General features: G+C 41.7%; 19 protein-coding genes. 6 read left to right on the top strand and 13 right to left on the bottom strand.

Features of this window, described 5'->3' with window-relative positions:
* Positions 1 to 34 precede the first annotated feature (34 nt).
* Positions 35 to 1996: an AraC family transcriptional regulator gene (locus BLQ13_RS01020; protein ID WP_090915063.1), complete on the bottom strand. Its 1962-nt coding sequence runs from the start codon at positions 1994 to 1996 to the stop codon at positions 35 to 37.
* A 281-nt stretch (positions 1997 to 2277) separates the two neighbouring features.
* On the bottom strand, positions 2278 to 7257 hold the full coding sequence (locus tag BLQ13_RS01015; RefSeq protein WP_244159168.1) for a discoidin domain-containing protein: 4980 nt from the start codon (positions 7255 to 7257) through the stop codon (positions 2278 to 2280).
* 953 nt (positions 7258 to 8210) lie between these two features.
* Between BLQ13_RS01015 and BLQ13_RS28195 the strand changes: the two genes are divergently transcribed.
* Positions 8211 to 8471 carry a hypothetical protein gene (locus BLQ13_RS28195; RefSeq protein ID WP_139168832.1) on the top strand — a complete coding sequence of 87 codons (261 nt, stop codon included), beginning with the start codon at positions 8211 to 8213 and terminating at the stop codon, positions 8469 to 8471.
* A gap of 139 nt (positions 8472 to 8610) precedes the next feature.
* On the opposite strand, the gene BLQ13_RS01005 is transcribed toward BLQ13_RS28195, so the two are convergent.
* Entirely contained in the window at positions 8611 to 9051 is a 441-nt protein-coding gene (locus tag BLQ13_RS01005; protein ID WP_090915058.1) for a hypothetical protein, read from the bottom strand.
* Between the two features lie 395 nt (positions 9052 to 9446).
* Here BLQ13_RS01005 and BLQ13_RS01000 point away from each other — a divergent pair, with 395 nt between their 5' ends.
* Complete coding sequence (locus BLQ13_RS01000) at positions 9447 to 11006, top strand: acetamidase/formamidase family protein (protein ID WP_090915056.1); 1560 nt, start codon at positions 9447 to 9449, stop codon at positions 11004 to 11006.
* Positions 11007 to 11231: 225 nt separating this feature from the next.
* Here BLQ13_RS01000 and BLQ13_RS00995 read toward each other — a convergent pair whose 3' ends face one another.
* Positions 11232 to 12005, bottom strand: coding sequence for an SDR family NAD(P)-dependent oxidoreductase (locus tag BLQ13_RS00995; protein WP_090915054.1), 774 nt, complete (start codon positions 12003 to 12005; stop codon positions 11232 to 11234).
* A gap of 126 nt (positions 12006 to 12131) precedes the next feature.
* Between BLQ13_RS00995 and BLQ13_RS00990 the strand changes: the two genes are divergently transcribed.
* On the top strand, positions 12132 to 12971 hold the full coding sequence (locus BLQ13_RS00990) for a helix-turn-helix transcriptional regulator (protein WP_090915051.1): 840 nt from the start codon (positions 12132 to 12134) through the stop codon (positions 12969 to 12971).
* A 152-nt stretch (positions 12972 to 13123) separates the two neighbouring features.
* Here BLQ13_RS00990 and BLQ13_RS00985 read toward each other — a convergent pair whose 3' ends face one another.
* Complete coding sequence (locus BLQ13_RS00985; RefSeq protein WP_090915049.1) at positions 13124 to 13960, bottom strand: sulfurtransferase; 837 nt, start codon at positions 13958 to 13960, stop codon at positions 13124 to 13126.
* A 460-nt stretch (positions 13961 to 14420) separates the two neighbouring features.
* On the opposite strand from BLQ13_RS00985, the gene BLQ13_RS00980 reads away from it, so the two are divergent.
* From BLQ13_RS00980 to BLQ13_RS00970, 3 genes are read left to right on the top strand one after another with little or no spacing between them, the layout of a single operon-like run.
* Complete coding sequence (locus BLQ13_RS00980) at positions 14421 to 15554, top strand: HesA/MoeB/ThiF family protein (RefSeq protein WP_090915048.1); 1134 nt, start codon at positions 14421 to 14423, stop codon at positions 15552 to 15554.
* Positions 15551 to 16735 carry a hypothetical protein gene (locus BLQ13_RS00975; protein ID WP_090915046.1) on the top strand — a complete coding sequence of 395 codons (1185 nt, stop codon included), beginning with the start codon at positions 15551 to 15553 and terminating at the stop codon, positions 16733 to 16735. The genes BLQ13_RS00980 and BLQ13_RS00975 overlap by 4 nt, the downstream gene beginning before the upstream one ends.
* Before the next feature lie 11 nt (positions 16736 to 16746).
* Complete coding sequence (locus tag BLQ13_RS00970) at positions 16747 to 17286, top strand: DJ-1/PfpI family protein (protein WP_244159167.1); 540 nt, start codon at positions 16747 to 16749, stop codon at positions 17284 to 17286.
* Between the two features lie 11 nt (positions 17287 to 17297).
* Here the strand turns inward: BLQ13_RS00970 and BLQ13_RS00965 are convergent, their stop codons facing one another.
* The 8 genes from BLQ13_RS00965 to BLQ13_RS00935 form a co-directional block, all read right to left on the bottom strand.
* On the bottom strand, positions 17298 to 17657 hold the full coding sequence (locus BLQ13_RS00965) for a hypothetical protein (protein ID WP_090915044.1): 360 nt from the start codon (positions 17655 to 17657) through the stop codon (positions 17298 to 17300).
* 217 nt (positions 17658 to 17874) lie between these two features.
* Positions 17875 to 18264, bottom strand: coding sequence for a hypothetical protein (locus tag BLQ13_RS00960; protein ID WP_139168831.1), 390 nt, complete (start codon positions 18262 to 18264; stop codon positions 17875 to 17877).
* Positions 18265 to 18541: 277 nt separating this feature from the next.
* A complete protein-coding gene (locus BLQ13_RS28985) occupies positions 18542 to 18673 on the bottom strand; it encodes a hypothetical protein (RefSeq protein ID WP_276326709.1) in 132 nt (43 codons plus the stop codon).
* Between the two features lie 358 nt (positions 18674 to 19031).
* Complete coding sequence (locus BLQ13_RS00955; protein ID WP_167375607.1) at positions 19032 to 19403, bottom strand: type II toxin-antitoxin system RnlB family antitoxin; 372 nt, start codon at positions 19401 to 19403, stop codon at positions 19032 to 19034.
* Between the two features lie 28 nt (positions 19404 to 19431).
* A complete protein-coding gene (locus tag BLQ13_RS00950) occupies positions 19432 to 20517 on the bottom strand; it encodes a type II toxin-antitoxin system RnlA family toxin (protein WP_090915039.1) in 1086 nt (361 codons plus the stop codon).
* Positions 20510 to 20716 (bottom strand): hypothetical protein, encoded by a 207-nt coding sequence (locus BLQ13_RS00945; RefSeq protein ID WP_139168830.1) that lies wholly within the window; start codon positions 20714 to 20716, stop codon positions 20510 to 20512. The genes BLQ13_RS00950 and BLQ13_RS00945 overlap by 8 nt, the downstream gene beginning before the upstream one ends.
* 194 nt (positions 20717 to 20910) lie before the next feature.
* Complete coding sequence (locus BLQ13_RS00940) at positions 20911 to 21474, bottom strand: ribonuclease H1 domain-containing protein (protein WP_208606738.1); 564 nt, start codon at positions 21472 to 21474, stop codon at positions 20911 to 20913.
* A 562-nt stretch (positions 21475 to 22036) separates the two neighbouring features.
* Positions 22037 to 22873 carry a sulfurtransferase gene (locus BLQ13_RS00935; RefSeq protein ID WP_090915034.1) on the bottom strand — a complete coding sequence of 279 codons (837 nt, stop codon included), beginning with the start codon at positions 22871 to 22873 and terminating at the stop codon, positions 22037 to 22039.
* Positions 22874 to 22907: the final 34 nt, after the last annotated feature.

The raw sequence follows: 22907 nt of genomic DNA, 5'->3' as shown, positions 1-22907 counted from the left end.
GAAGGTTAAAATCGGCAATAGAGCTTCCTGGGTTTCACTTCGAATTTGTTAAGCTGTCTACGACAAATTGAAGCTGGGCTTCCAGTGAAATGGGATCACTGAATACGAATCCTCGGCTATTTTCACGATAAACACGATTGTTCTTGACAGCAGGAAGGTTCTCCCACACCTTGCCTTCAAATATCGGAGCAACATTTTCTTCACCAGTCCAGCCACTAATAAAAATGTAATCCCCTGCGTATTGAGGTAACAATTCCAGAGAGAGCTTGGCCCAGCCTTTTCCACTGTCAATAGCCTCTTTTTGAATTATAGGGGGTGCTTTCAGATCAAACTCTCCATAGATAATATCTCCACCTCGGCCAAAGCTGCCATAGGCATAAAACTCTTTGGCACTTCCTGAATCAAAGATTGATACAGAACGATCACCAACAGCTTGTCTCACCAGCGGTTTGTATTTAGCAATTTTGGTATCCCAGTCTGCAATCCACGCTTGTGCCTGTTCTTCTCTGCCTGTCATTTTGCCAAATTCAATCAATTGCTTGCGCAAAGGAACTCCGTATTCCACGGCAACGGTCGGTGCAATTTTGGACAATTTTTCAATCGTTTCTGCATCATTCCAGACCACGATTAAATCCGGCTGCAGCTCCATTATTTTCTCGTAAGGTACGTCATTTCCAATATTTACGACATCATCAAGCTTTCCTTCAGTATAACTGTTGAAAGATTCGTCCCCAGCTCCAACGGGTTTAAGCCCAAGGGCTAACAAGTGCCCTGTGAATGCCCCAGCCACCATAACTACACGTTGAGGATTTTTGGGAATCTGCACGTCGCCGTTAATTGCAGTGTAAGTTACTAACTCCGAATTGTTACTTTTTGCCTTGCTAGATGTCGTATTTGTGCCAACCGCCGGACTTGATTTGTTGCCACTCGTTGAAGCTGTGCTTGCTGGTTTGGCGCATGCGGTAACTAAAAGAGTCAGGCACAACAGCAAAGTAATGCCGACGGGTAATTTTCGTTTATACATCCGTAAATCTCCTTTTTCGTCTTTTTGATAATGATTATCATTACTGTTATCAATATAACGACGAAGTTTACGGGGAGCAATGGATGATCCAAGCTTTATAATAGGATGATTGGCGTTTTTTGCCGGGGAAAATCCCTCGCTTTTAAATTGTTTTGGCGTAATACCGATTTGTTTTTTGAACATTCGAATAAAGTAGGATACATCTGGATATCCGACGGTTGCCGCAATTTCATGTAGAGACAAGTTTGTTCTGAGCAGAAGTTCTTCTGCTTTCATAATCCGAACACGTATCAAATAGTCAATAATACTTGTGCCGGTTTCACGCTTGAAGCATTTTGAAAGGTAGGGCCCGCTATAGTGAAAGGTTTTTGCGAGTGTTTCCCTGGTCAAGGGTTCAGCATAGTATTCCTGGATGTAATGTATGAGCTGAGATGTCAAGTTGGGGGATGTTGTTGTAACTTGCTGCTGATCCAGTTGTTTGAGCAAATCATATACGAATTGATAAAACAGTGCTTTGACATGAAGATGCTCTAAACGCTTTGAAGTATGCCATTCGCTCAGCATTTGTTCGGCCAGTTTGTAAAGGATGGCGGGGTGAAGAGGAACAAAGCCGTATTGAAGACGGAATGGCACCTGTTGCTCCATCTGTCGGAGGACATGCCGTTCAGCAGATTTTGGCAAGAAAGCTTTATACAGAATCAGATAATAACGAAAGGTGTCATCGGTGAGGGTAATATCCAAACGTGCGCCTTTGCCTCCATGTAATATATAAAAAGGTTTTGAGACATGCTCAGTTCCGTCTAAAGCTACAGTTGCACTACCGTGTGTTACGTACAGAAAAGCGCTCGCTGGAAAGAAATAAGGAGCAACACGATCACCGGCTTCAATAGTAATATACCGCACATCCATAAGGTTTAACGCCGCCCAATTCCAGACTAAAAGCTGTTCTTGCATATCTATGCTTACTTTCAATGGAGAGAGTCTCCCTTCCTTAAACTAACTATAAATTCTGTTATGACAGAATTATCGTAATGTATCTAAACTATTTTCAACGGTTACGCATGATTTGAACAGGATATTTTCTCCACCTAATAAAAAGAACGGGGGAGCTTACACTCACGAAAGGAGTCTTCTGCTAGATTTAGAAGCGGGTTAATATCAAAAAACCACCTCTGTCCCGCAAAATGAAGGGAGAGAGGTGGTGACATGGAACGATATTTATATCTCTAAATTACTTTCATTGGTCAAGCGAATCAGTGGTACAGCTTTAATTCAGCAATAGACCACCACCACTTAGCATTGTCCGTAGTCAAAGCAATTTTAACATATCGTGCCTTCTGGTTCGTGAACATCACAGAGATCAAAGGATCTGTTCCCGCAGCTTCTGAAACCGAATCCCATTGCTCGCCATTTGTTGAAGTGACGATTGTAAAATTGCGGGCATAGTCATTGGTGCTGCTACCTGAGTCCATAGTTAACCGGCTGAAATTCTGGATGCTTCCCAGATCAATCTGAATCCATTGGTCTGGTTGTTGTGCAGCTGCAGAGGTCCAGCGTGAGTTCAGATCATCATCCAGCAGTGCGCTAACGTCTTCGGACGTGGAAGCAGTAACTGTCCAAGACGTCCGATCCAGTTCAGTAGGCAACAAATGATCCTGTTCCCCGGGTGTCCATGGCGTCTGATCAGCGGTATAAACTGCGATTTCAGCTACAGACCACCAGTGGGAATCCGTTCCGGTCTGAACTATTTTGATATAGCGAGCCTCACGGGGAGCAAAAGCAATAGAGAGCACAGCATTTTGCCCTTCACCCGCTACCACAGCTTTACCCCAATCCGTGCCATCCAGAGAGGTGTATACTTCGTAACCACGAGCATAATCGTCACTGCTGTGAGCACTATCCAGTACAATCCGGTTCACAATCTGTGAGTCACCCAGATCCAGCTGAATCCACTCGCCGCCTGTTTGTGTCTGGCCCGAAGTCCAGCGTGTTTGGTCCGAGCCATCCAGTAACGCCGTTGCAGCCTCCTCATTGGAAGACGCTGTAACGGACCATGCATCTGGCAGGAGACGTTTTTGTTTTCCTGTTCCATAGTGCTGAACGAACAACTCAGAGATCGACCACCATTGGTCGGATTCACCCGTCTGCATGATCTTCACATAACGAGCCTGTTGCTCAGGGAAGGAGATAGAAAGACGTCCTGACGCTCCTTCGCCTCCAGCAATGGATGTTCCCCAGTTTTGCCCGTCATCGGAAACGAAAATGCGATATTGCCGTGGATAGTCATCCTTGGCGTTCCCAGAGTCCAACTCGACTGCATCAAAAGCACTTGTTTGTCCAAGATCAATCGTGATCCATTGTCCCTCCGCTTGCTTTCGCCCGTTCGTCCATAATGTCTCTTTTTTTCCATCCAGCATATGAGCCGTGATATCGGTTCCTTTTGTGGAGGAAGCGGTCACGATCCAAGTTGACCGATCGGGCAACGGAGATGGAGATGGATTTGGATGCTCAGGTGTTTGGGCCAATTTCCCAAATCGGGCGAGCTTAAGTTCCGAGATGGACCACCAACTGTCTGCTGGAGCAGTTAATACAATTTTGATATAACGCACAGTCTGCATCCCCAAATCAACGGACAAGCTCGGCGATGTTCCTGTTCCCTGTGCAATTGGCTTACTCCAGTTCTCATCGTCTTTCGAAACGTAAACCTCGTACCCGCGGGCATAATCACCCCAGTTATTGCCGGAGTTCATAAAGAGAGTATCCATCATCTGCTCGCTGCCCAGATCAATATGGAGCCAGTCTCCAGGCTGTTGCGTTTGTCCAGATGACCAGCGAGTAGCCAAATCTCCATCAATCATGCGTTCCACTGCTTCCGAACTGGAAGAGGCGGTAATTGTCCATGAGCTGCGATCCAGATAAGTGACGCCTTGTGAAGCATCCGGCTGTTTGACTACCGTATTTTCTAATGGATTGACCTTTACTTGAGCCTTGGCATAGACGGTAGCTGAACCCAAAGCTCCGCTGGCATTATAAAATTGAACCGTTTTGGCGGCATCGGACGGATTCCAGATTTGCGCTGTGTAGACGCCGTCCTTTTCGTAGACGGTTACTGCCGGAGAATCAGCCCAAATATCCATTGTACGTGTTCCCGTGGATGCCATACTGTGAATGAACCAGTATGCGTTAAAGACTTCGTTTTGCTGCATGTCTTTCGTATTCCACTTTGCAAGAGCGGCCTCCGGGTCCCCGATGGATTGGAAAGGCCAGATGATGTGCTGCCATGTGCGCTCCTGCTGACCACCCAGATCCTTGATCAGACCGTTGTATAGTGCGGAGGTATTCTTCGGATCACGGCCATAATAGGTCATCCACTCCGCCGGCGGCAGCCAGTGAATGCCGTAAATATGCTCTGCGTCGTTGGAGAAGTACGTGCCATACAGGTAAGCACTGCCGTATACATGCCCTACGGTAGCGTGTTTGTATCCTTCCAGCCAGTTATCTCCATCGTAGTTGAACCAATATTGCTCGGCCGCTTTTTCTTCGGTGACAAAGCCCCAGATGCCTGTATCGCGATAGGCTTTATTGCCTGTGACCTCGCCCCACATATATTGCCCAACCCAACTGAACAGGGCTTCGCCCGCAGCTTCCTGATTGTTTCCGCTGCGATTGTCGGCATAACCGCCCGCCCAGGAATGGCCTGAATAGGGATCAAAATTACGCATCCATGGGAATTGATCATCTGTACGCGAAGGGTTGGCATAATCCCGGATCAACAGTTCAACCATATCTCCATAATCTTCTACAAATGTTGGATCATACATAGCCAGCACCGCAGATGCAAAGACGTAATAGCCATACGTAAAATGATGATCCGTCAGCCCGGTGTTGACGCCGAACCCGCTTCCGTAAGGGAAGATCGTTCCCCATTGCTCCGAGTAATAAAAATAATAGGAGTGCAGACGTTCATCCGGTGAGTAAGTGTACCAGTCTGTCAAAATGTTTCTTAACAGGGACAGGTAGTGGTCCCGACGTTCGTGATCCCCAAGCTGGTCGCTAATGAGCACACCCAGTGCAAGCGGATGAAGCTTTTTCCCCTGCCAGTAGGGATCTTCGCTCATTAAATTGCCTGACGTATCTGCATCAAGCTGATCCAGATAGCTGATTAATTGCGCGCGTGAGTATGTCGGATCATCCGGCTCCACGAATTGCGGAATAATGCCGTAGAAACGATCCTGTGTCGTAAAGCTGTTGCCTTCGCTTACTTTCATCATCCCGCGAATGGAAGGATAAGTGAGCTCCGTAAGTGGAGTTGTTGCAATTTTCCACTGGTGCGGGAACAAAGCCATTAATGTGCTGGTGGAAAAGTTGGCACGCTTCGTTTGTGTAACGGAGCTGAAGGTCGTTGTAACTTGGGAAGTGCTCTCGTTGTAGTTGTAATCAACCTTCGTATCCGTCACAAAAGCATAGGCATGCTGATAATAGTATGCTAATTCTGATGCAGACGGCAGGGTAGCCAACGACAAATAATTTTCGTTTGATCCCAGCTTGATCTTAAGTGTATTGCCAAGCTTTATAAGTGTGGTACCCTCTGGTGCATAAAGGCCGTAGTTTCTTTTAAAGGTTTGGGGCGAAGGAGCCCTGTCTTGATTGGTGACTTCTATACCGATATGATCTCCAGTCCATGATTCCCCGTCCTTGAGCATAATCTCACGGTTTTGATCATCAAAAAGACGTGTGATGTTCGGTGAACGGAGCAGGATCGTGTCCGGGTTCTCGAACGTGTTGTACAGGAAAGGGGAGCCTTTGACAAAGGTTGTATTGACCTTCGCCGTATCATCATCACTCATGATGATGTTTGCGGAGTAATCTCCGTATCCGGCTACCTTGGTATTCACCTTGGCCGGATTCATAGTGCTTGTAGTCAGGATAAGGTCTGCTTCACCATCTGCATCCATCGAATTGCCGTCAGCAGAGAGGTATCCTGCACCAGGATTCAAAATATGAAGTCCCTGCTTGGTGTATCGATTTTTGAACGGAAGTGTAACGAGACTATTTCCATCGCCTAAATCCGAAACAAGAATTGACTGCCACCAGTCATTAGATGGAATCGGAGCGGTAATGTCGGCTGTGCGATTTTTCGGGTTTTTCGGTTGTAGCATCGTGATGTCATTAATGGCATAACTGCCGGCCCCAACCTGTACTGAGCTCATTTCCGGGATAGCCGGAATGGTGTAGACCGGTTGTTCATCACCTTGAATATACTCATATACATCAAAGGCATAGAGCGAATATCCGTTGGTTGTACCTCGGCCAAGTCCTGCGAACTTTACATATCTGGCTTCTGCATATACAGGAATGTCATCTCGTCCACCATTACTGTGTAACTCCCGAAACAACGTAGTCCATTGCTTTGCGTCGTTGGATACCTGAATGTCATAAGCGCGTCCAAACGCATTTTCCCATTGTAGTGAAATTCCTCCGATTTCATGACGCTCGCCAAGGTCCACCACAATCCATTCCTGATCCTTGTAGATGGAAGACCAGCGTGTACCCGGGTCACCATCTGTCACATTGCGCGCTTCGTAATTGCGCTTTTCCATCTTGGCCTTATCTTCGGCGGAGCGGCTAGGTTCGTCAATCTCTTCCGATGACGCCATGACCGTTTTACCAAGGGCAAGGTTGGTAGCAACCGGTTTCGGAGGTGGATTTGCTCCGCCCGTTCCATACACATTGAACGCGTACAGAGATACACCGTAGGCTTGCTGTGCTCGTTCATGACTGAACAAACGTACGTATCGTGCATTGGCGGAAACCTCAACTTCCGTCATACCGCCTTGACCCTTCGTTGTGGAGTATACTTGCGTCCAGTTCACCTCGTCATCCGACACTTCAAGGTCGAAGGCGGAAGCATAAGCATTTTCCCACTCAATCGAGATGTTCGAGATGGAAGCCACTGCACCCAAGTCAACATAAATCCACTGAGGGTCTTGTTGCCAGACACTTTCCCACCGGGTATTTTTGTTGCCATCCACGGCATGATCGGCTGTATTACCGCCGAGCGATGAGGAACTATACACCGGTCTGTTCAGGGATAAAAGATATGACCCTTCTGCTGCAGCGTTTGCTGCCTTGCTTGGCCATAGCGGCACACTGCTGATCAACAATAGCATAGATAACAGCAGGTTCACGCAGATACTGCGTTTGTTTCGTTTGTGACTCGTTCGTCCCTTCACATCTTCGTCTCCTTTGTTAGCTCTTGTCTTTCCATTAGACAGAACTTTCTCTTTTTCCTAACAACCTGTTATATGTATGATTCTGTTCTCCCGTGCCGCATTCCTGAGATCGATTTCAGGTTGCAATCATGGGATATGCGGGTGTTCATTTGTTGTATATCGATCATTTGGAGTGGATTATAAAGTTTTTTTAATCGTTTTCGTAGAAAAAGAGACATATGTCCTACAGGAGGCAAGCGTGGTGTGTAACTATGAAATGCCGAATTAGGATTACGGTCGGATAGCAATATAATGTTTTCTTTTTACTTTTATCTAAGCGAGATACTATCCTTCCTCAGGCACCTCTGATCGAGGTAAGTTGTTACAGGCAAGTCAAAAAGCTCGCTATTCGCGAGCTTCATGAATTTCTATAGGGAAGATTGAAACCCCGATACATAAGTTATTGCTCTAGCATAGAGATGATTGCTTGTTGCACAAGCTCAGGTTTTTCAAGGTATACATAGTGTCCTGAGTTTGGCGCAGTGACATGAGTAGCCTGATTAGACAAGGATGCTAAATCTTGTTGCATTTCAGCCCATTTGATTTCTATTTCTGGACCCATGCCGTGTTCTGTTGCGGAGATTACAGTTTTCGTAACGATGTGGCTTACTAGTGCATGTGAACAGTCTGATCGTAGCAAGGGCAAAGGGGGACATGGAGATTCTGCTTCTCTGATAGGGAGGGGCACGACCAACAATCCAAGTTTATCTACTTTGGATACGGAGAAGACTTATGAACTCTGTGCAGAGGTTTTATCTGGATATTACAAAGCCATATGGAACGGTCTGGAATTTGACGTTAGTAGATATATTGATAACCCGAACCTCAAACTATATACGGAAAAGAAGATCAGATCACAATATAATCTGTTTCGCAAGAACAATTTAACGTATAACCAAGTGAGAGAGGTCAAGATGGAAGCTGAAAAAGTGGATTATATTGAAGGAGAGCAAAGTTTTTATTATCTAAAAATGAATGCACGTATTATAAAGGATGTAGGTGAATATGCGGAGTCTACTGAATTCTTGGTACAAGATCTGAAAGGAAAGGTAGTTATTGTGGACTGGTATACATCTGGAAAGGATAGTTACGATTCTATTATGCGTGGGGAGAGTCAGGTAATTAATAATCCTGCCATCTGGGAGAATAGTGAACGGGTGGATAAATTGAAATAGTGGATCAGGTATTGTAGAGCCGTGATACTTGTTACTTAGTACACTCTGGCTTCAAAGCCCGAAGTCTGTGTTAATGCCCTTCAGGCTGTTGGTAGAGTATCGACAAGTGTTAGTGTCTCCGAATGCAGGCTCTATTGTTTCATCTGCTTGGCCCTGCAGCATGTTGCACAGTCAGTGATTCGGCGTCAATGGTCACCGTAAGATCGAAAAAGCGGTCACTGTATCCCTCTCTCCAGTCCTCCGGTACATCTTCGGAATAAAACCAGAAGCGAAGCAGTCGCCGCTCAGGGTTTTGCAGGAGTTCAACAGCGCAGTCAATTGAGCATATGGACAGATCAAGGATAAGCGGCGGTGACCATCGCTGCACTGCTTCAGTCCATTCTGATACTAGTTGCTTAGCAGCTTCTACAGCAAGGAGTAAATGAAGTGCATACTCCGAACCAGTCAGTTTTTCCGCAATGGTCTCCTGGTGCTTGACGTTCGTAGCTTCCAGAAGTGCTGGAACATCCTTGCGGTCGATATTAAAGATGCTACTTGGAAATTGCAAATTCGAATGTATTCCATGATATGACTCCGTCATCGTTGTTCACCTCTTCTTGATGGATTGAGGAGGTACCCCTCAATAAGTTTAGCAGGTCTAAATCCTATTTTAGCACGTTTAATAGATAACAAAATTAGGAGCGATTTTTATTATTAAAATGAAGTCTATGAATAAATACGGGCACCCACCGCATTCCCCTCATAACTGATATCTGAAGAATGTTCATCAAGTTTAGGAAACATATTTAAGTTTTACACGCCTTTCATATGTTAGATATATTAACATTTGTTTATGATTTAATAAGTTTTTCTCGGGTTATAGCCCTTTTTTGTTACTTTTGTTAACAAGAAAATATTGTTTTAAATAGATTTATATGTTATCGTTTATACGTGTCATATAATATTACATAATGTTGCATAACCTAGGGGGGCGTGATGTTTATTAACCGAACGATTAGGAAAATTGGTGTTTCAGTAGGGATTGTGGGCATGTTTACATTTGCTCTACCTTCAGTGGGATTTAGTATGCCGTTGCAACCAACAACATTTGATAAGGTAGAAGGTGATTATTATGTAACGTCTGCGATTGAAAACGTTCGCTGGGGATCACTGCCTAATCGAGATAGCTCTCCGATTCTCACAGTACCATCAGGAAGTGCTGTAACATTTGATACGGTATCGCATGAGGGACTGATTGAAGATCAGGGGAGAAATCCAGTGGAGTACTTCGGCAAATTCGGTATCTCCCCCGATGGCGTGTTGGATGATGCCAAGGCAATTGCGGCTTCTCCAATTAAGCATGATTATGTAAAAGACGGACCTCATATTATCACTGGGCCAGTAGCCGTTGAGGGAGCAATGCCAGGAGATGTTCTTAAAGTAGAAGTCCTTTCGTTGCAAACTCGAGTTCCCTATGGTGTCATTTCTAACCGTCATGGTAAAGGTGCTCTTCCTGACGAGTTTCCAGAAAATACAGGCCCACAAGAGGGGGCTAGCGCAACAAAACCTGAACTATATAATAATGTATCTATATTTACACCTATTGAAGAGATCAACGGTAATTGGTATGGTTTGTTACCAACAAAAGCTGGGAGAAATGTACGTTTCCCCATTAACCCGTTTCTAGGTGTTATGGGGGTTGCACCGAATACCAGTGAAGTAGTGAGTTCGATCCCGCCTATTGAAACGGGAGGGAATATGGATATTAATGAGCTGGGTGTTGGTGCAACTATTTATTATCCGATTCAAGTTAAAGGCGGGCTATTCTATACAGGAGATCCACACTTTGCTCAAGGAGATGGAGAAGTAGCGTTAACTGCATTGGAAGCTTCCTTAAGGGGGACTGTTCGGTTAACGGTGTTAAAGAAAGGTGATCCATCGATCCCGCATCGTGGAGAATTCACACAACCCTTTGCTGAAACAGAGGATTATTGGATTCCCATTGGACTTGATCCTGATTTGGATGAAGCAATGAAAGAGTCAGTACGTGAATCGATTCAATTCTTATCCGATAAGCTTGATATGGATAGAAGTGTAGCTTATGCGTACCTATCGGCGGCAACGGATTATGAAGTATCCCAGGTCGTAGACCGAACGAAAGGGGTTCATGGGCTCATCCGAAAGACCGATTTCCTTGAATATGTTGACGTTGCAATGAATGTAGGGGGTACGACCATCAAACCGGTTGTTCATAACGATGAATTTTACGTACCGATTCGAACCATTTCGGAGCTATTGGGCGGTACAGTCGTGTGGGATAATAAGTCGCGTACAACGCAAATCAAATTACGCACGAAAAATATAAGTGCTCAGATTGGTTCAGATGTGTATTCAATTAACGATAAACTAGTGTTCAATAGTAAAGTGCCAAAGCTTTTAAATGGCGAAACTGTAGTTCCGGTTTCTGTTATTAATGAAATACTAGGTGCTTATGTAAACTGGACGACGATCGACAAGACGTTAACAGCAAACGTATCGTTAAGTAAAAAGCAATAATTGATTTCAGTATTTAATCGTGGTGGACGAATGTCCATCGCGTTTTTTTTCTATTATCGTGAATGAAGAAAAGGACTAACGGGGAGTGTGTTAACTCTCAGATTAGTCCAGAAAGCCTCTTCTTGGAATATCATCAAAATATTTATTTTTCTCATAACTCGCTTGCGATTGCAATCGAAGATATGCCTACATCAGTTTAGGCATTTCCACCTAGACCACTGAATCTTATACACTAAGTCCACCGTCCGCAGGCAAAACGACTCCAGTAACAAAAGATGAATAATCACTAAGCAACCAAGCGGCTGCATTAGCAATCTCAATAGGCTCAGCAGGACGCCTCAGAGGTGTCTTCGCACGAATCTGTTCAATGATATCGGGGTTGATAGAAACCCACTGCTGAATCATATCCGTCATTGTGGTCCCTGGAGCAATTGCATTGACACGGATACCCACTGGACCATATTCGACTGCAGCTGTTTGAGTCAGACTGTTTACCGCTCGTTTAGATGCCCCGTAAGCTCCCAAGCCCGGATTTCCCTTCAGACTACCCACGCTGCTGGTGTTAACAATAGAACCTGACCCTGAAGTCTCCATCATAACTTTAATCTGGGCTTTCATGCACATCCAGACTGCTTTATAATTTACGGACTGGATCAGGTCGAAGTCTTCTTCTCTTTCATCCACCAGCGATGATACCGTGACTCCAATACCTGCGTTATTAAAAGCGGCATCAAGACGGCCATATCGTTCCACTGTAGCTTTAACAGCTTGTTCAACATTGCGTGAATCGGACAGATCGGCTGTGAAATATGCAGCATCTCCACCCGAAGTCACAATTTCATCCCTGACTTTACGCAACTCAGACTCTGTCCTCGCGACGAGCATCACAGAAGCCCCTTGCTGTACAAACAGTCTTGCTGCCTCAGCTCCAATGCCTCGCCCCGCACCTGTAATCATTACTACCTTGTTTGCCAACATTTGTCCTGCAATGGTTGTCATATTCATTCTCCTTGCCTGGAATTGTTGATCTCATCAACTGCCTTCAGTATAATTTGACTACTAAATGGTCACGAGAACCTGCTTAATGGTAGGTTTGTGAGTGATAGGATAAGGGGGAGGTTTTAGTTGAATGACAGTGAGCGCCGGTTAGCGCTAGGTAATTTCTTAAGAGATTTACGCTCCTCCGTTTCTCCTGGTGAAGTTGGTCTTTTGCCTGGAAATCGCCGTCGAACACGAGGTTTGCGGCGAGAGGAAGTTGCCGGGATCGCTAATATAGGACTCTCATGGTACACGCGCCTTGAACAAGGACGTGATATTCGTCCGTCGGTAGGTGTACTGGAAAGTTTGGCTTCAGCACTCAAGCTGACACCCAATGAGCGAAGACATCTCTTTTTGCTTGCTGGAGAATCACTGCCTCCTCAATCAACGATCATTGAAGAGAAACTGAGCCCATCCATTCAGCACATGCTGAATGAATTGCATCCTAATCCGGCCTATGTCATCGGGAAAAAGTGGGATTTTTTAGCTTGGAATGAAGCGGCAGCTGCTGTATTTATGATTCATAGGGTGTCACCCCCGCATGATTATAATTTGATGTGGCGCCAATTTACGGATTCTATTTGGAAAGAAGGATCGGAGGATTGGGAGAGTGTCTCACGAAGAATGATTGCTGAGTTCAGAACGGCAAGAGCACGGTATCTGAATGATGATTCATTCGACAAGTTAATTGAAGATCTGAAGAGGACAAGCGATGATTTTACAAGAATGTGGCAGTATCATGAGGTGCCAGGCTCCCTTGACGGCTACAAGAAGCTTTTGCACCCCACGTTTGGAGTTATTGAATTCGAGCATGTCACGCTTCAATTTCCCAATGAACCCGATCAGCGAATGATGATTTATATGCCTCATCCGGCAACCAAATCTCGTTTAGAGCATTACTTCACCGGCGCGAGTGGGCCATCGTAAAAGTTGAAAATCACTAGCCATCCCGTGCAACGATGCTTTTACCACTCCTGTATTCCCGGCTCGCGCTCAGGAACGGAAAATACACCGCCCCAGGCATCGGCCTGCAAGGCGGTGTATTTGTCATTGAGAAACTGTAGACTTGTGCTCCGATCTTACTCTTCCCCTGTCGCCACCGCGTTCTCCTCATAACTGATCCAGTCGCTCCAGCTCCCGGAATACAGCTTCACATTCGTATATCCCGCTTCTTCCAGCGCAATGACGTTCGGACAGGCGGATATGCCTGAGCCGTAGTATACAATAATTGCATCATTTTTCCCCAGCTTCACGAAGCGCTTCTCCAATGCATCAACACTAGACCAGCGACCATCCGCATTAAGCACGTCTTTCCAAAAATAATTCACTGCCCCCGGAATATGTCCGGCCTTCGCATCGATCGGTTCCTCCAGCCCCGCATAACGGCGGACATCACGGGAGTCGATGAGCACGGCGCTGCCGCTTGCCGAAGCTTGTTGCACATCCTCTACACTTGCCAGCATCTGCGGCTGCAACTTCACGTCAAATGAAGACGGAATCTGTACCGGCACGTCCGTTGTCACCGGGAACTTGGCATTCTGCCAAGCCGAGAAACCTTCGTCCATGACATAGACTTGCTTATGTCCCAAGTAGCGAAGCAACCACCATAAACGTGATGCGTTCATGCCGCCTTGATCATCATAGGCAATAATGCGACTATTGGAGCCGATGCCAGCTTTGGCAAGGCGGCTTGCGAGTGCAGCCGGATCAGGGAGTGGATGGCGTCCGCCGTGCTCAGTGACCGGAGCGGAAAGATCCTTTTCCAAATCAAGATAGACAGCCCCCGGAATATGTCCGGCTTCATAAGCTTCACGTCCGGCATCGGGTTGACCGAGCAGGAAACGGCAATCTACGATAGCAACATCGGATTCGTACATTCTGGCGAGCAGCCAGCGCATGGATACTATATTTTTCATAACAACACACCGCCTTCATATGTAATGAGTTCAGGTTATACAACCGGGTATGAGACTAACAAAAAAATCAATAATATGAGATTATATAACTTTAATTATATATTTCGACATTAGATTCATAATAATGAAATTAATTATAGTAAATAACTACTATTCCTTTTATTAATATTAAATGGTATAAATATCTAAGGGAAAATTTCCCTTAATTATTTACATATAAAGAGGTGAGGAGACTATGAAAATCAACGTGAAGAAAGTAGAAGTATTGGTACCACTAATCAACCACCACAACTAATTTAATTAGCAGCAAAGAGTGGGAGGTGAATGACTATGAAAATCAACGTGAAGAAAGTAGAAGTATTGGTACCACTGATCAACCACCACAACTAATAAGCAATGTATTACTAATAACAGGGCCGCTGCATTGCAGCGGCCCTGTTGATAAAGGAGAAATAATTTTATGCGTCCAAAATTCAAAAATGTAATGAATCCAATAGTAAGATCAGGCGATAATATTAGATTAGGATTTGAGAGAGAAGTATTTGAAATTGAAGATAAGGATGGAGTTATTCTCCAATTTATAATGATGTTAAATGGAGAAAATACTCTAGAAGATCTGATATCAAAATGTGGTCTTACAACAAGAGAGATAATGGATGGGCTTGAGGCACTTGATAGTATCGGAGTTATTGAGGATTTTGATGCCAATGTAGAAGGACTAACATTATCTGAATTAGACAGATACAGAGCTAATTTAACCTTTTTTTCTAACTTCAGTGATTTAAAACAAGGGAAATATAGTTACCAATCTAGGTTAAAACATTCAAAAGTAGTAGTTTTAGGGTTAGGGGGTGCAAGTCTCACCGCTGCTTCATTAGTCGGTTTAGGTGTTGGCCAAGTAATAGGGGTAGATTATGATACAGTGGAACTAAGTAATTTAAACCGGCAATTTCTTTACACGGAGGACAGTGTAGGAAGTTTCAAATCCCATGAAACAGAGAAGAGACTTAAACAAATAAATAAAGATATTATAGTAAATGTTCACAACTTAAAAGTAACCTCTCCAGATGATATATTAGATATTATTAGTGGAAGTGATTTGGTTATAAACGGAATAGATTCACCGGGGATTGTTGCAAGTAGGTGGGTAAATGCAGCGTGTGTTTATCATAAAGTCCCGATTGTTCAAGGAGGAATAAGTAATACAAAAATTATTTGGGAAACTATACTACCCGATTGTGGGTGCTACGATTGTTTTCTAATAAGAAGTTTGAGGGTAGACAAGCACTTTGAACATCAATTGAGGGCTCTGTACGAAACTAGATATGAAGACACTAACTCTGCAGTAGCACCTCATGTTGCATTACTATCGGGTTTTTTGTCGGCTGAAGTATTGAAATTGCTAACAAATTATACACAAAGTATGCTTCCGTCGACAACTCATGTGTACGATACAGCTATAATGGATATCCTGAAATCCGAAAGTTGGTCAAAACTTGATGAATGTCCAACCTGTGGTATTGATGGAAACTGTAATGAGCCGATTAGTCTTGAAAGATTGATTGATATTGCAAATAATGAGGTACATATATGATTTCTGTCAATTTAACATCGAAGGTCTTTGCTAATCACTTGACGGTACAAAAAGATGGAGAGGAGTATACAATTGGTGACCCTGAACAAAGTATTTATATTCGAATTCCCATCGAAGGTGTTCTAGCTATAGAACTAATGGATGGGATAAATACACTGGATGAAATATCGAATTTATTGAAAAAGAATCACGATGTTGAGGTAGATATTATTGATTTTGTGGAAACTTTATTAGAGTTAAACCTGATTCATAAATTTAATGATGAAGTCTTGGTTGTTCATAGGGCAAGTAATAATGAAGGCGGGATTAGAGAAAAGGTTGGTAGATTCTTCTTTAACAAATTTGCAGTTCTCATTTATTTAACTTCTTTTATTGCATCTGTAATTATTTTTACGTACAACCCTGAATTTCTTCCGTCTTATCAAGATTATTTTATTTTTAATGAGTCGGTTGGTTTAAGTTTGCTTATTCTATTTTTAATATCATGGAGTTTAACGATTTTGCATGAATCTGCCCATTATTTTGCTGCAGTATCACTCGGGGTACCAGTCAATTTTAAAATAAGTATAAGATGGTTTTGGATGGTTATTGAAGCCAACATGAACTCTTTGTGGTCGATTGAAAGGAAAAAAAGATATTTGCCATTTCTAGCGGGTATGGCATGGGACTCAGTGATTCTTTTGCTTGCACTCGTGCTCCAGTACATCTATCAACAGGATTCAATAATTGTAGGATACATGAGACTGATAGTCCTCATACAAATATATAAGTTTTTATGGCATCTTCTCATTTTCTTCAGAACCGATCTTTATTATGTTTTAATCACTATTACAAATTCTTCAAATCTGTTGGGAGAAGCAGTTCTTTATTTGAAAAAAATCTATAGTAAAAGTGCTCGTATAGAATGGAGTAAATTAAAACAGAATGAACAAGCTATCTCAAGAGTATTTTCATTTATTTATTTAGTAGGGATATTTTCGGCAGTATTGCTATTTTCATTCTTTTCTATTCCAGGTTTTTTGACAGCGGTATCTAAAGCTATTACTAATCTAGCAAATAATTCTTGGCAGTCCTTATACTTTTGGGATGGGACAATTGTGATAGTTTTGGCCATCTTCAATCTGGCTCTATGGATTGTGGGTGCTTACAACCGTTCCAAAGAGTTAAAAAAAGCAACTTGAACTAAAAATAAATGAAAGCAGGTGTAAACATTAATACTCATGTCTTAATCTACGACGGCTTTGTAAATTTTGAAATAATGCTGGCAACTTATTTAATGAAAACTCAGGGGGAAATTATAACAGTGGGTTTAAATTCCGAAATGGTCAATTCTTATGAGGGCTTTATTGTTAAACCCCATAAAGATATAAAAGAAATTGATTGTGACGAAGTAGAAATACTGCTTATTCCGGGAGGAGATATTGGCCCAATAGAAGGGAATCATCAGCTAACATCACTTATCAAGAGGCTAGACATTAACGGGAAATATATTGGTGCCATTTGCTCAGGAGTTGATCTTGTTAAACAAGCAGGGGTTTTAGAAGGAAAAGGATTTACTGGTAATGGAATAAACAATGACGAGACATATACAGTTAGTCAGAACATAATAACTGCAAAAGCTAACGGATATGTAGATTTTGCGATTGAGCTAGGCAAAATGTTAAATATTTATTCCGACGAAGATGATTATAATGAAACAATCAGATTTTTTAAATATTTTGAGAATAATTAGTTATAATGAGTTCAAACGTTTTTATCTATGTAATGACCACCCTGAACTCTCAACTCACTTATCAATGGAGTTTCACCATATACAATTAATTGGTGTGGGTCTGCAACAAAAACAAAAAGTAAATCTACTTCATCACTCTCATCAAGTTGCGAACAAAGGTGTAGCAGACTGATCACTTCAAAGTCGCACAAATTTGGATTCAGCCCGTTGTTTAACATCAATAAAAGTGTATGTACATCTCCAAGAGCCACACATTCAAAGATGAATGGTGGCTCTTGGAGAATTTCGTTTTTATAGCTACTAATGAGCATAGCACATTTTAACATATCATTGTTTTGGCAAGCTTCAAGAAAACTTTGTTGTATTGACAACTCAATCAGTCCTTTTATTTTCATTGAAAATCGGACGAGATATCGGTGTCAATTATTTAACTGTGCTAAGAGAAATATTGTACTTTCTGATCAAGTCCTATATCCTTTGGGGCTTGTTAATTCATTGCCATGAATAACGATAATTTGCTTGCAAGAACCACAGCGGATGCTTGTAGTTGTTCTTTTAATATGGAATTCCACAAAACGGGCATAAACCTTAGAATTTACCGAACAACATAGTATGGAAAAAACCATTAGTAAGTATACTCGTCAAGATCATCCCTTTGTGTGTGATTTCAAGGCTACTTACAATAAATAATAATACAATATAAAACACAGCTGTTTTTGCTGCGTGTGCCCAGTCCTTGCGATACATGTACTTATCTTTTCCGCCTTTGATTTCATTTAAAATAAATCTCCAGTGCCTATTATTCAATGGATCAATGCGAAGTTTCCTAAGGATAATAAAGAAGATCAAGTACAACACGACACCGAATAAAATATCCGATTCTTTTTGTTGTATATCTGAAAAAAATAAAGAAATTAATGACAATAAAATAAATAAAGGAAGAAAAATGAGTGTGTACTTAAAGTTGATTTTAGACAAGTACGTATCTCTACGTAAAAAACAAATTAAGGCTTGTATAGCGGAAGCCAAACCTCCAAAAAGACTAAAATATAAAAGTACATACAAAAGAATCTGTCCATAATTCCTTTCTATATTTGTTGAATATAACAGAATGTAGTTGCTAAAGATTAGGTGAGGCCTGAAAGTTAGAGATTTCAGGCCCTAAAAAGTTATTTCGATAAGAGTGGATTCACTATGGAAGGGTATGAGTATCCGGAGATGTTAATGAACTCTATCTCTAATTTTAGGATGCCATTTACAGGAACTGATGCCGACTGGATGGGAACACCTTGTACAGCTGTGCTGCTCCAAATCTCTTTGCCATCGCCATATGAAACGCTTTGATCAATGCTTGTAACACTACTAAAAGTGCATGTATCTTTTTCATGTCTGGTTGACACCCTTTCAGTTGCTGTATCACCGGTACCCCTACATACAAACATATCATTTATTTTTTATATATGTAAAATTTATGTGGTTAAATCCTCTTAGTCGCTGAAAGGCTACAATATGGGGTGCGACAAGCGTAATGACACCTTGCAAATAGGCAGAATCATATGTGACAAAAGCATACGAGAAGAGTTCCTGAGATCACTATGTGACCTCTTGCCAGATACAAGGGGGTGTATCAGTTGTGCTGGTTCATCTTATATTCTGGAATGTAATTGTCAAAAATGACTTCTTCATGTTTTAATAAAAATACAGAAAGACCCCGTGCATCAACACGGAGTCAAGTATTTAATCTTCTATATAGAATTACTATTTATTTTGTTGTTCTTTAACAAATACTTTTGCGTATCAGGCAAATTACTTTGTTCAACGTACTCAACATGTTCAAAATAAAAGTTGTATATCTCCGATAGTAAATTAACAGGAACTTCATTAATTGTTTTTGTTGTTTGTGGTAATAATTTATTACCATCAAACTGCATTGACAAAAAACGATTAGGATTGAAACCGTTACTCAAAAGTAGGTCGAATAATACTTCACCACGGTAGTTCTCCTTGGCTAATTCACTCGAAATAAACAAGACACTACTCAGAGGGCTGGCGTAAGAGGTGGATAAAACTAACTTACGCTGATCACTCTGAAAAGCAATTAGTTCATAATTCTTCACTCGCCAGCACCTCCAAGTTAAAAATATTTTATGCAGTAGATCCTAATTGCAACACTAAAGATTCCTCAATTAATTTACATGAACCAGAGATAATAGCATATGCTTCCTCAGGTGTGGAAACGAGCTTGGTACCTTCTACAATTTGAGTTGTATGGAACATCTCATGGCGATTAGCCTTTAAGTATTGATAACATCTTACTAAAATATCAATGGTATCACTGTCGAAATTACTTTGCAAGTTCGTATTTATAAAGGTGTTTCTGTGATTGGAATTAAAAACATAATCAGTCTCGTTGCTTACACCTGGATTAACATAATATTTGAATCCTTGTTTATCAGATAAGTATACATTATTATCTAAGCACAATTGTTTTATACGATGTTCAAGAACCCTTATTGTCGGCATTGCCCAAGCTGCATAGTCTCGTAGAGGAGGAGACGCTACTACTAAAGTGAAACTATCAGTTATAAAATTGGCCATCAAAGGATCTAAAAGACTAAATCCTCTTGGAAGATTTTCATTAGTATGTTTTGTGACCTTGTCATCGGATGATTCATTACCAGAATCTGATATTTTTGTGGATATTACATTACCTGTATACGTAGCTAGAAAGGTTTTGATAACAACATATAAATTCATTAGCAAACCTTGATAAAACAACTTTTGAGTAGAATTATAATAAGTTAAAGTAACTGAGTCCCCGAAATCAGTGCTATATTTTAGTATAAGTCCATTCTGTCCTTTATCTTCTTTAGTGTATTTTAAGCCCGGTAAACTCTCCATATAATCAGTTAATTCTGTAAACTTATCGGAAGGCAGTAAGGTGGAAAAAGTACCACTTACAACGTTCTTATATTCCACACCGTCTCTAATTAAACCATGTAATTCTGTAGCAAGCTCAGGTGAATTTCCTTTAGGTAACGGTGTAACAGTAATTGTATTATCTATTATGAAAAATACATCTATGTAGAATTCACTCCCGTTTTTCTCCAAAGAATATCTAGTTTGTTGGTTGGTGGGATTCAAGCATTCTGAACTCTTAATAGCACAGAAATTATTTATTATTACTTCTAGACCAACTCTATTAAGATAATAACCTTTTTTCTTAGCCATTTAGTTCCATGTCCCCTTTATCTAATTCAATCAATTCCCATTCTTGTTTGTTATTTAAAATTTTTAATATAACAATTTGTTTTTCGGTATCGAAGGCTGCTTTAATTTCTAAGTATTCATTTAGTTTTCTATTTTGATTTCTCCACTTTGTCTTAAATACTTCAAATAAATGTTCAGAAGAAAATATTTTATTTCCCATTATTAAACCTAAACTAATATTTTTTTGGTTGATTTTATAATTCGAATTCAGTCTCATAGTCTGAGTATTTTGCAGAATGGTCTAAAAGTTTAGTATAAGTATTCTCTGTGTCTAGCTCATCAATTTCTTCTATTTTATTATTTAGATTCTGTAAAGCTGCTTTGGCCAGCAAGTCAACCTCATCGTTGTACTTATCACCGGAGTGGGACTTCACTTTTGAAAAAAAATATCTTTATTTGTGGACTTACTTTTTTTGTGAAAGCTACATAATTTTGCGTGAAGGGATTTTTAGCTTTCAACTCATTTTTAGCCCATTTTTCTATTCCGGCGTAGTCATAGAAAATTTCAATTGATTTAGCCTTATTATCCAATGCATACTCGATCACTTGAATAGCTGCCTTAATTTCACCAGCCACATTTCTTTGGTCTAGAATTTCTTTGTCGTTTTCTGCCCCTGCAAACTTTAGTTTTTGGTTTTTGTGGAAGATTATACTAGCATAGCTGTAATATTTTTGTTTATCGTTATAGCTACCATCAATATAAGCAATAATTTCTGCTTTAGGTTCTGAAGGAGTCTTTAATTTTTTTGGACTATCTACATTGTTAAATGCAAAGGATTTAGCTTCTTCGTAACTTGTAAATGATTTGTATGTAGCTCCAGGAAACCCATTAACTTGTTTCTTACATTCGGCCCATGTCCTAAATACACCTACCTTTCCTACCCTTTTTTGCAGCATAAAATTTTTCCATGGAGTCACCTTCGCTTTCGTATTTTCGTGAAATAAATATATGCTATTTTTGATGGATTATTTCTCTATTAAGAAGATTACATTATAAGCTAAAGAAAAAAAGCTACGAAGAGAGAATGTTGTTGATATAGTAATAAAGCTAACACAAATAAAAAATGGATTTATGAAACATCATTTAAATCATATATTACAATAAATTCCAAAATAATACAAGATAAAATAGAGAACGTTTGTTCGTTATAATTTTCGAATTTGTTTTAAGTTATATTGATATCAGCATTTTGTGTGGTATCAATTTTGTTGACTGTCCGTTGAACCAGCTAAATGGCTTTGTTGATCTTGAAAACTAGAGTGAAATGAACGGAACTCTAGCTTCTTTCTGAATAGAGCTTAGGGTAATTTTAGAGTCCATTCTCCCATTGAAAACACGAGTCCTGCTGTGACAGCAAAATACTTTCTGTGAATCAATGTTGATTTCTTGTTGACTTTGATAAACAAAAATACACCGCTTCAGACACCAGTCTGCATGGCGGTGTATTTGTTTTTGAGATATTGTAAAGTTGCTACGTACCTATTCTTCCTCCGTCGCCACGGCATTCCCCTCATAACTAATCCAGTCACTCCAGCTCCCGGAATACAACTTCACATTCGAGAATCCCGCTTCTTCCAGTGCAATCACGTTCGGGCAGGCGGAGACACCGGAACCACAATACACGATAATCGCATCATCTTTCCCCAGTTTCACGAACCGCTCCTCCAATGCTTCAACACCAGACCAGCGCCCATCTGCACCAAGCACGTCTTTCCAAAAATAGTTCACTGCCCCCGGAATATGTCCGGCCTTCGCATCAATCGGTTCCTCCAGCCCCGCATAACGGCGGGCATCACGGGAGTCAATCAGCATGGCGCTGCCGCTGGCTGAAGCGTGCTGCGCCTCCTCTACACTTGCCAGCATCTGTGGCTGTAGGTTCCACTCAAACGAAGATGGAATCTGTACCGGCACATCCGTTGCCATCGGGAACTTGGCATTCTTCCAAGCCGAGAAACCTTCGTCCATGACATAGACTTGCTCATGTCCCAAGTAGCGAAGCAGCCACCATAAACGTGATGCGTTCATGCCGCCTTGATCATCATAGGCAATGATGCGACTATTGGAGCCGATGCCTGCTTTAGCGAGGCGGCTTGCGAGTGTAGTCGGATCAGGGAGTGGATGGCGTCCGCCGTGCTCAGTGACCGGAGCGGAAAGGTCCTTTTCCAGATCAAGATAGACAGCCCCCGGAATATGTCCGGCTTCATAAGCTTCACGTCCGGCATCGGGTTGACCGAGCAGGAAACGGCAATCTACGATGGCAACATCGGATTCGTACATTCTGGCGAGCAGCCAGCGCATGGATACTATATTTTTCATAACAACACACCGCCTTCATATGTAATGAATTTTT

Source organism: Paenibacillus polysaccharolyticus (assembly GCF_900102085.1).
Lineage (GTDB): Bacteria > Bacillota > Bacilli > Paenibacillales > Paenibacillaceae > Paenibacillus > Paenibacillus polysaccharolyticus.
This window is presented reverse-complemented; position numbering and strand designations above follow the sequence as displayed.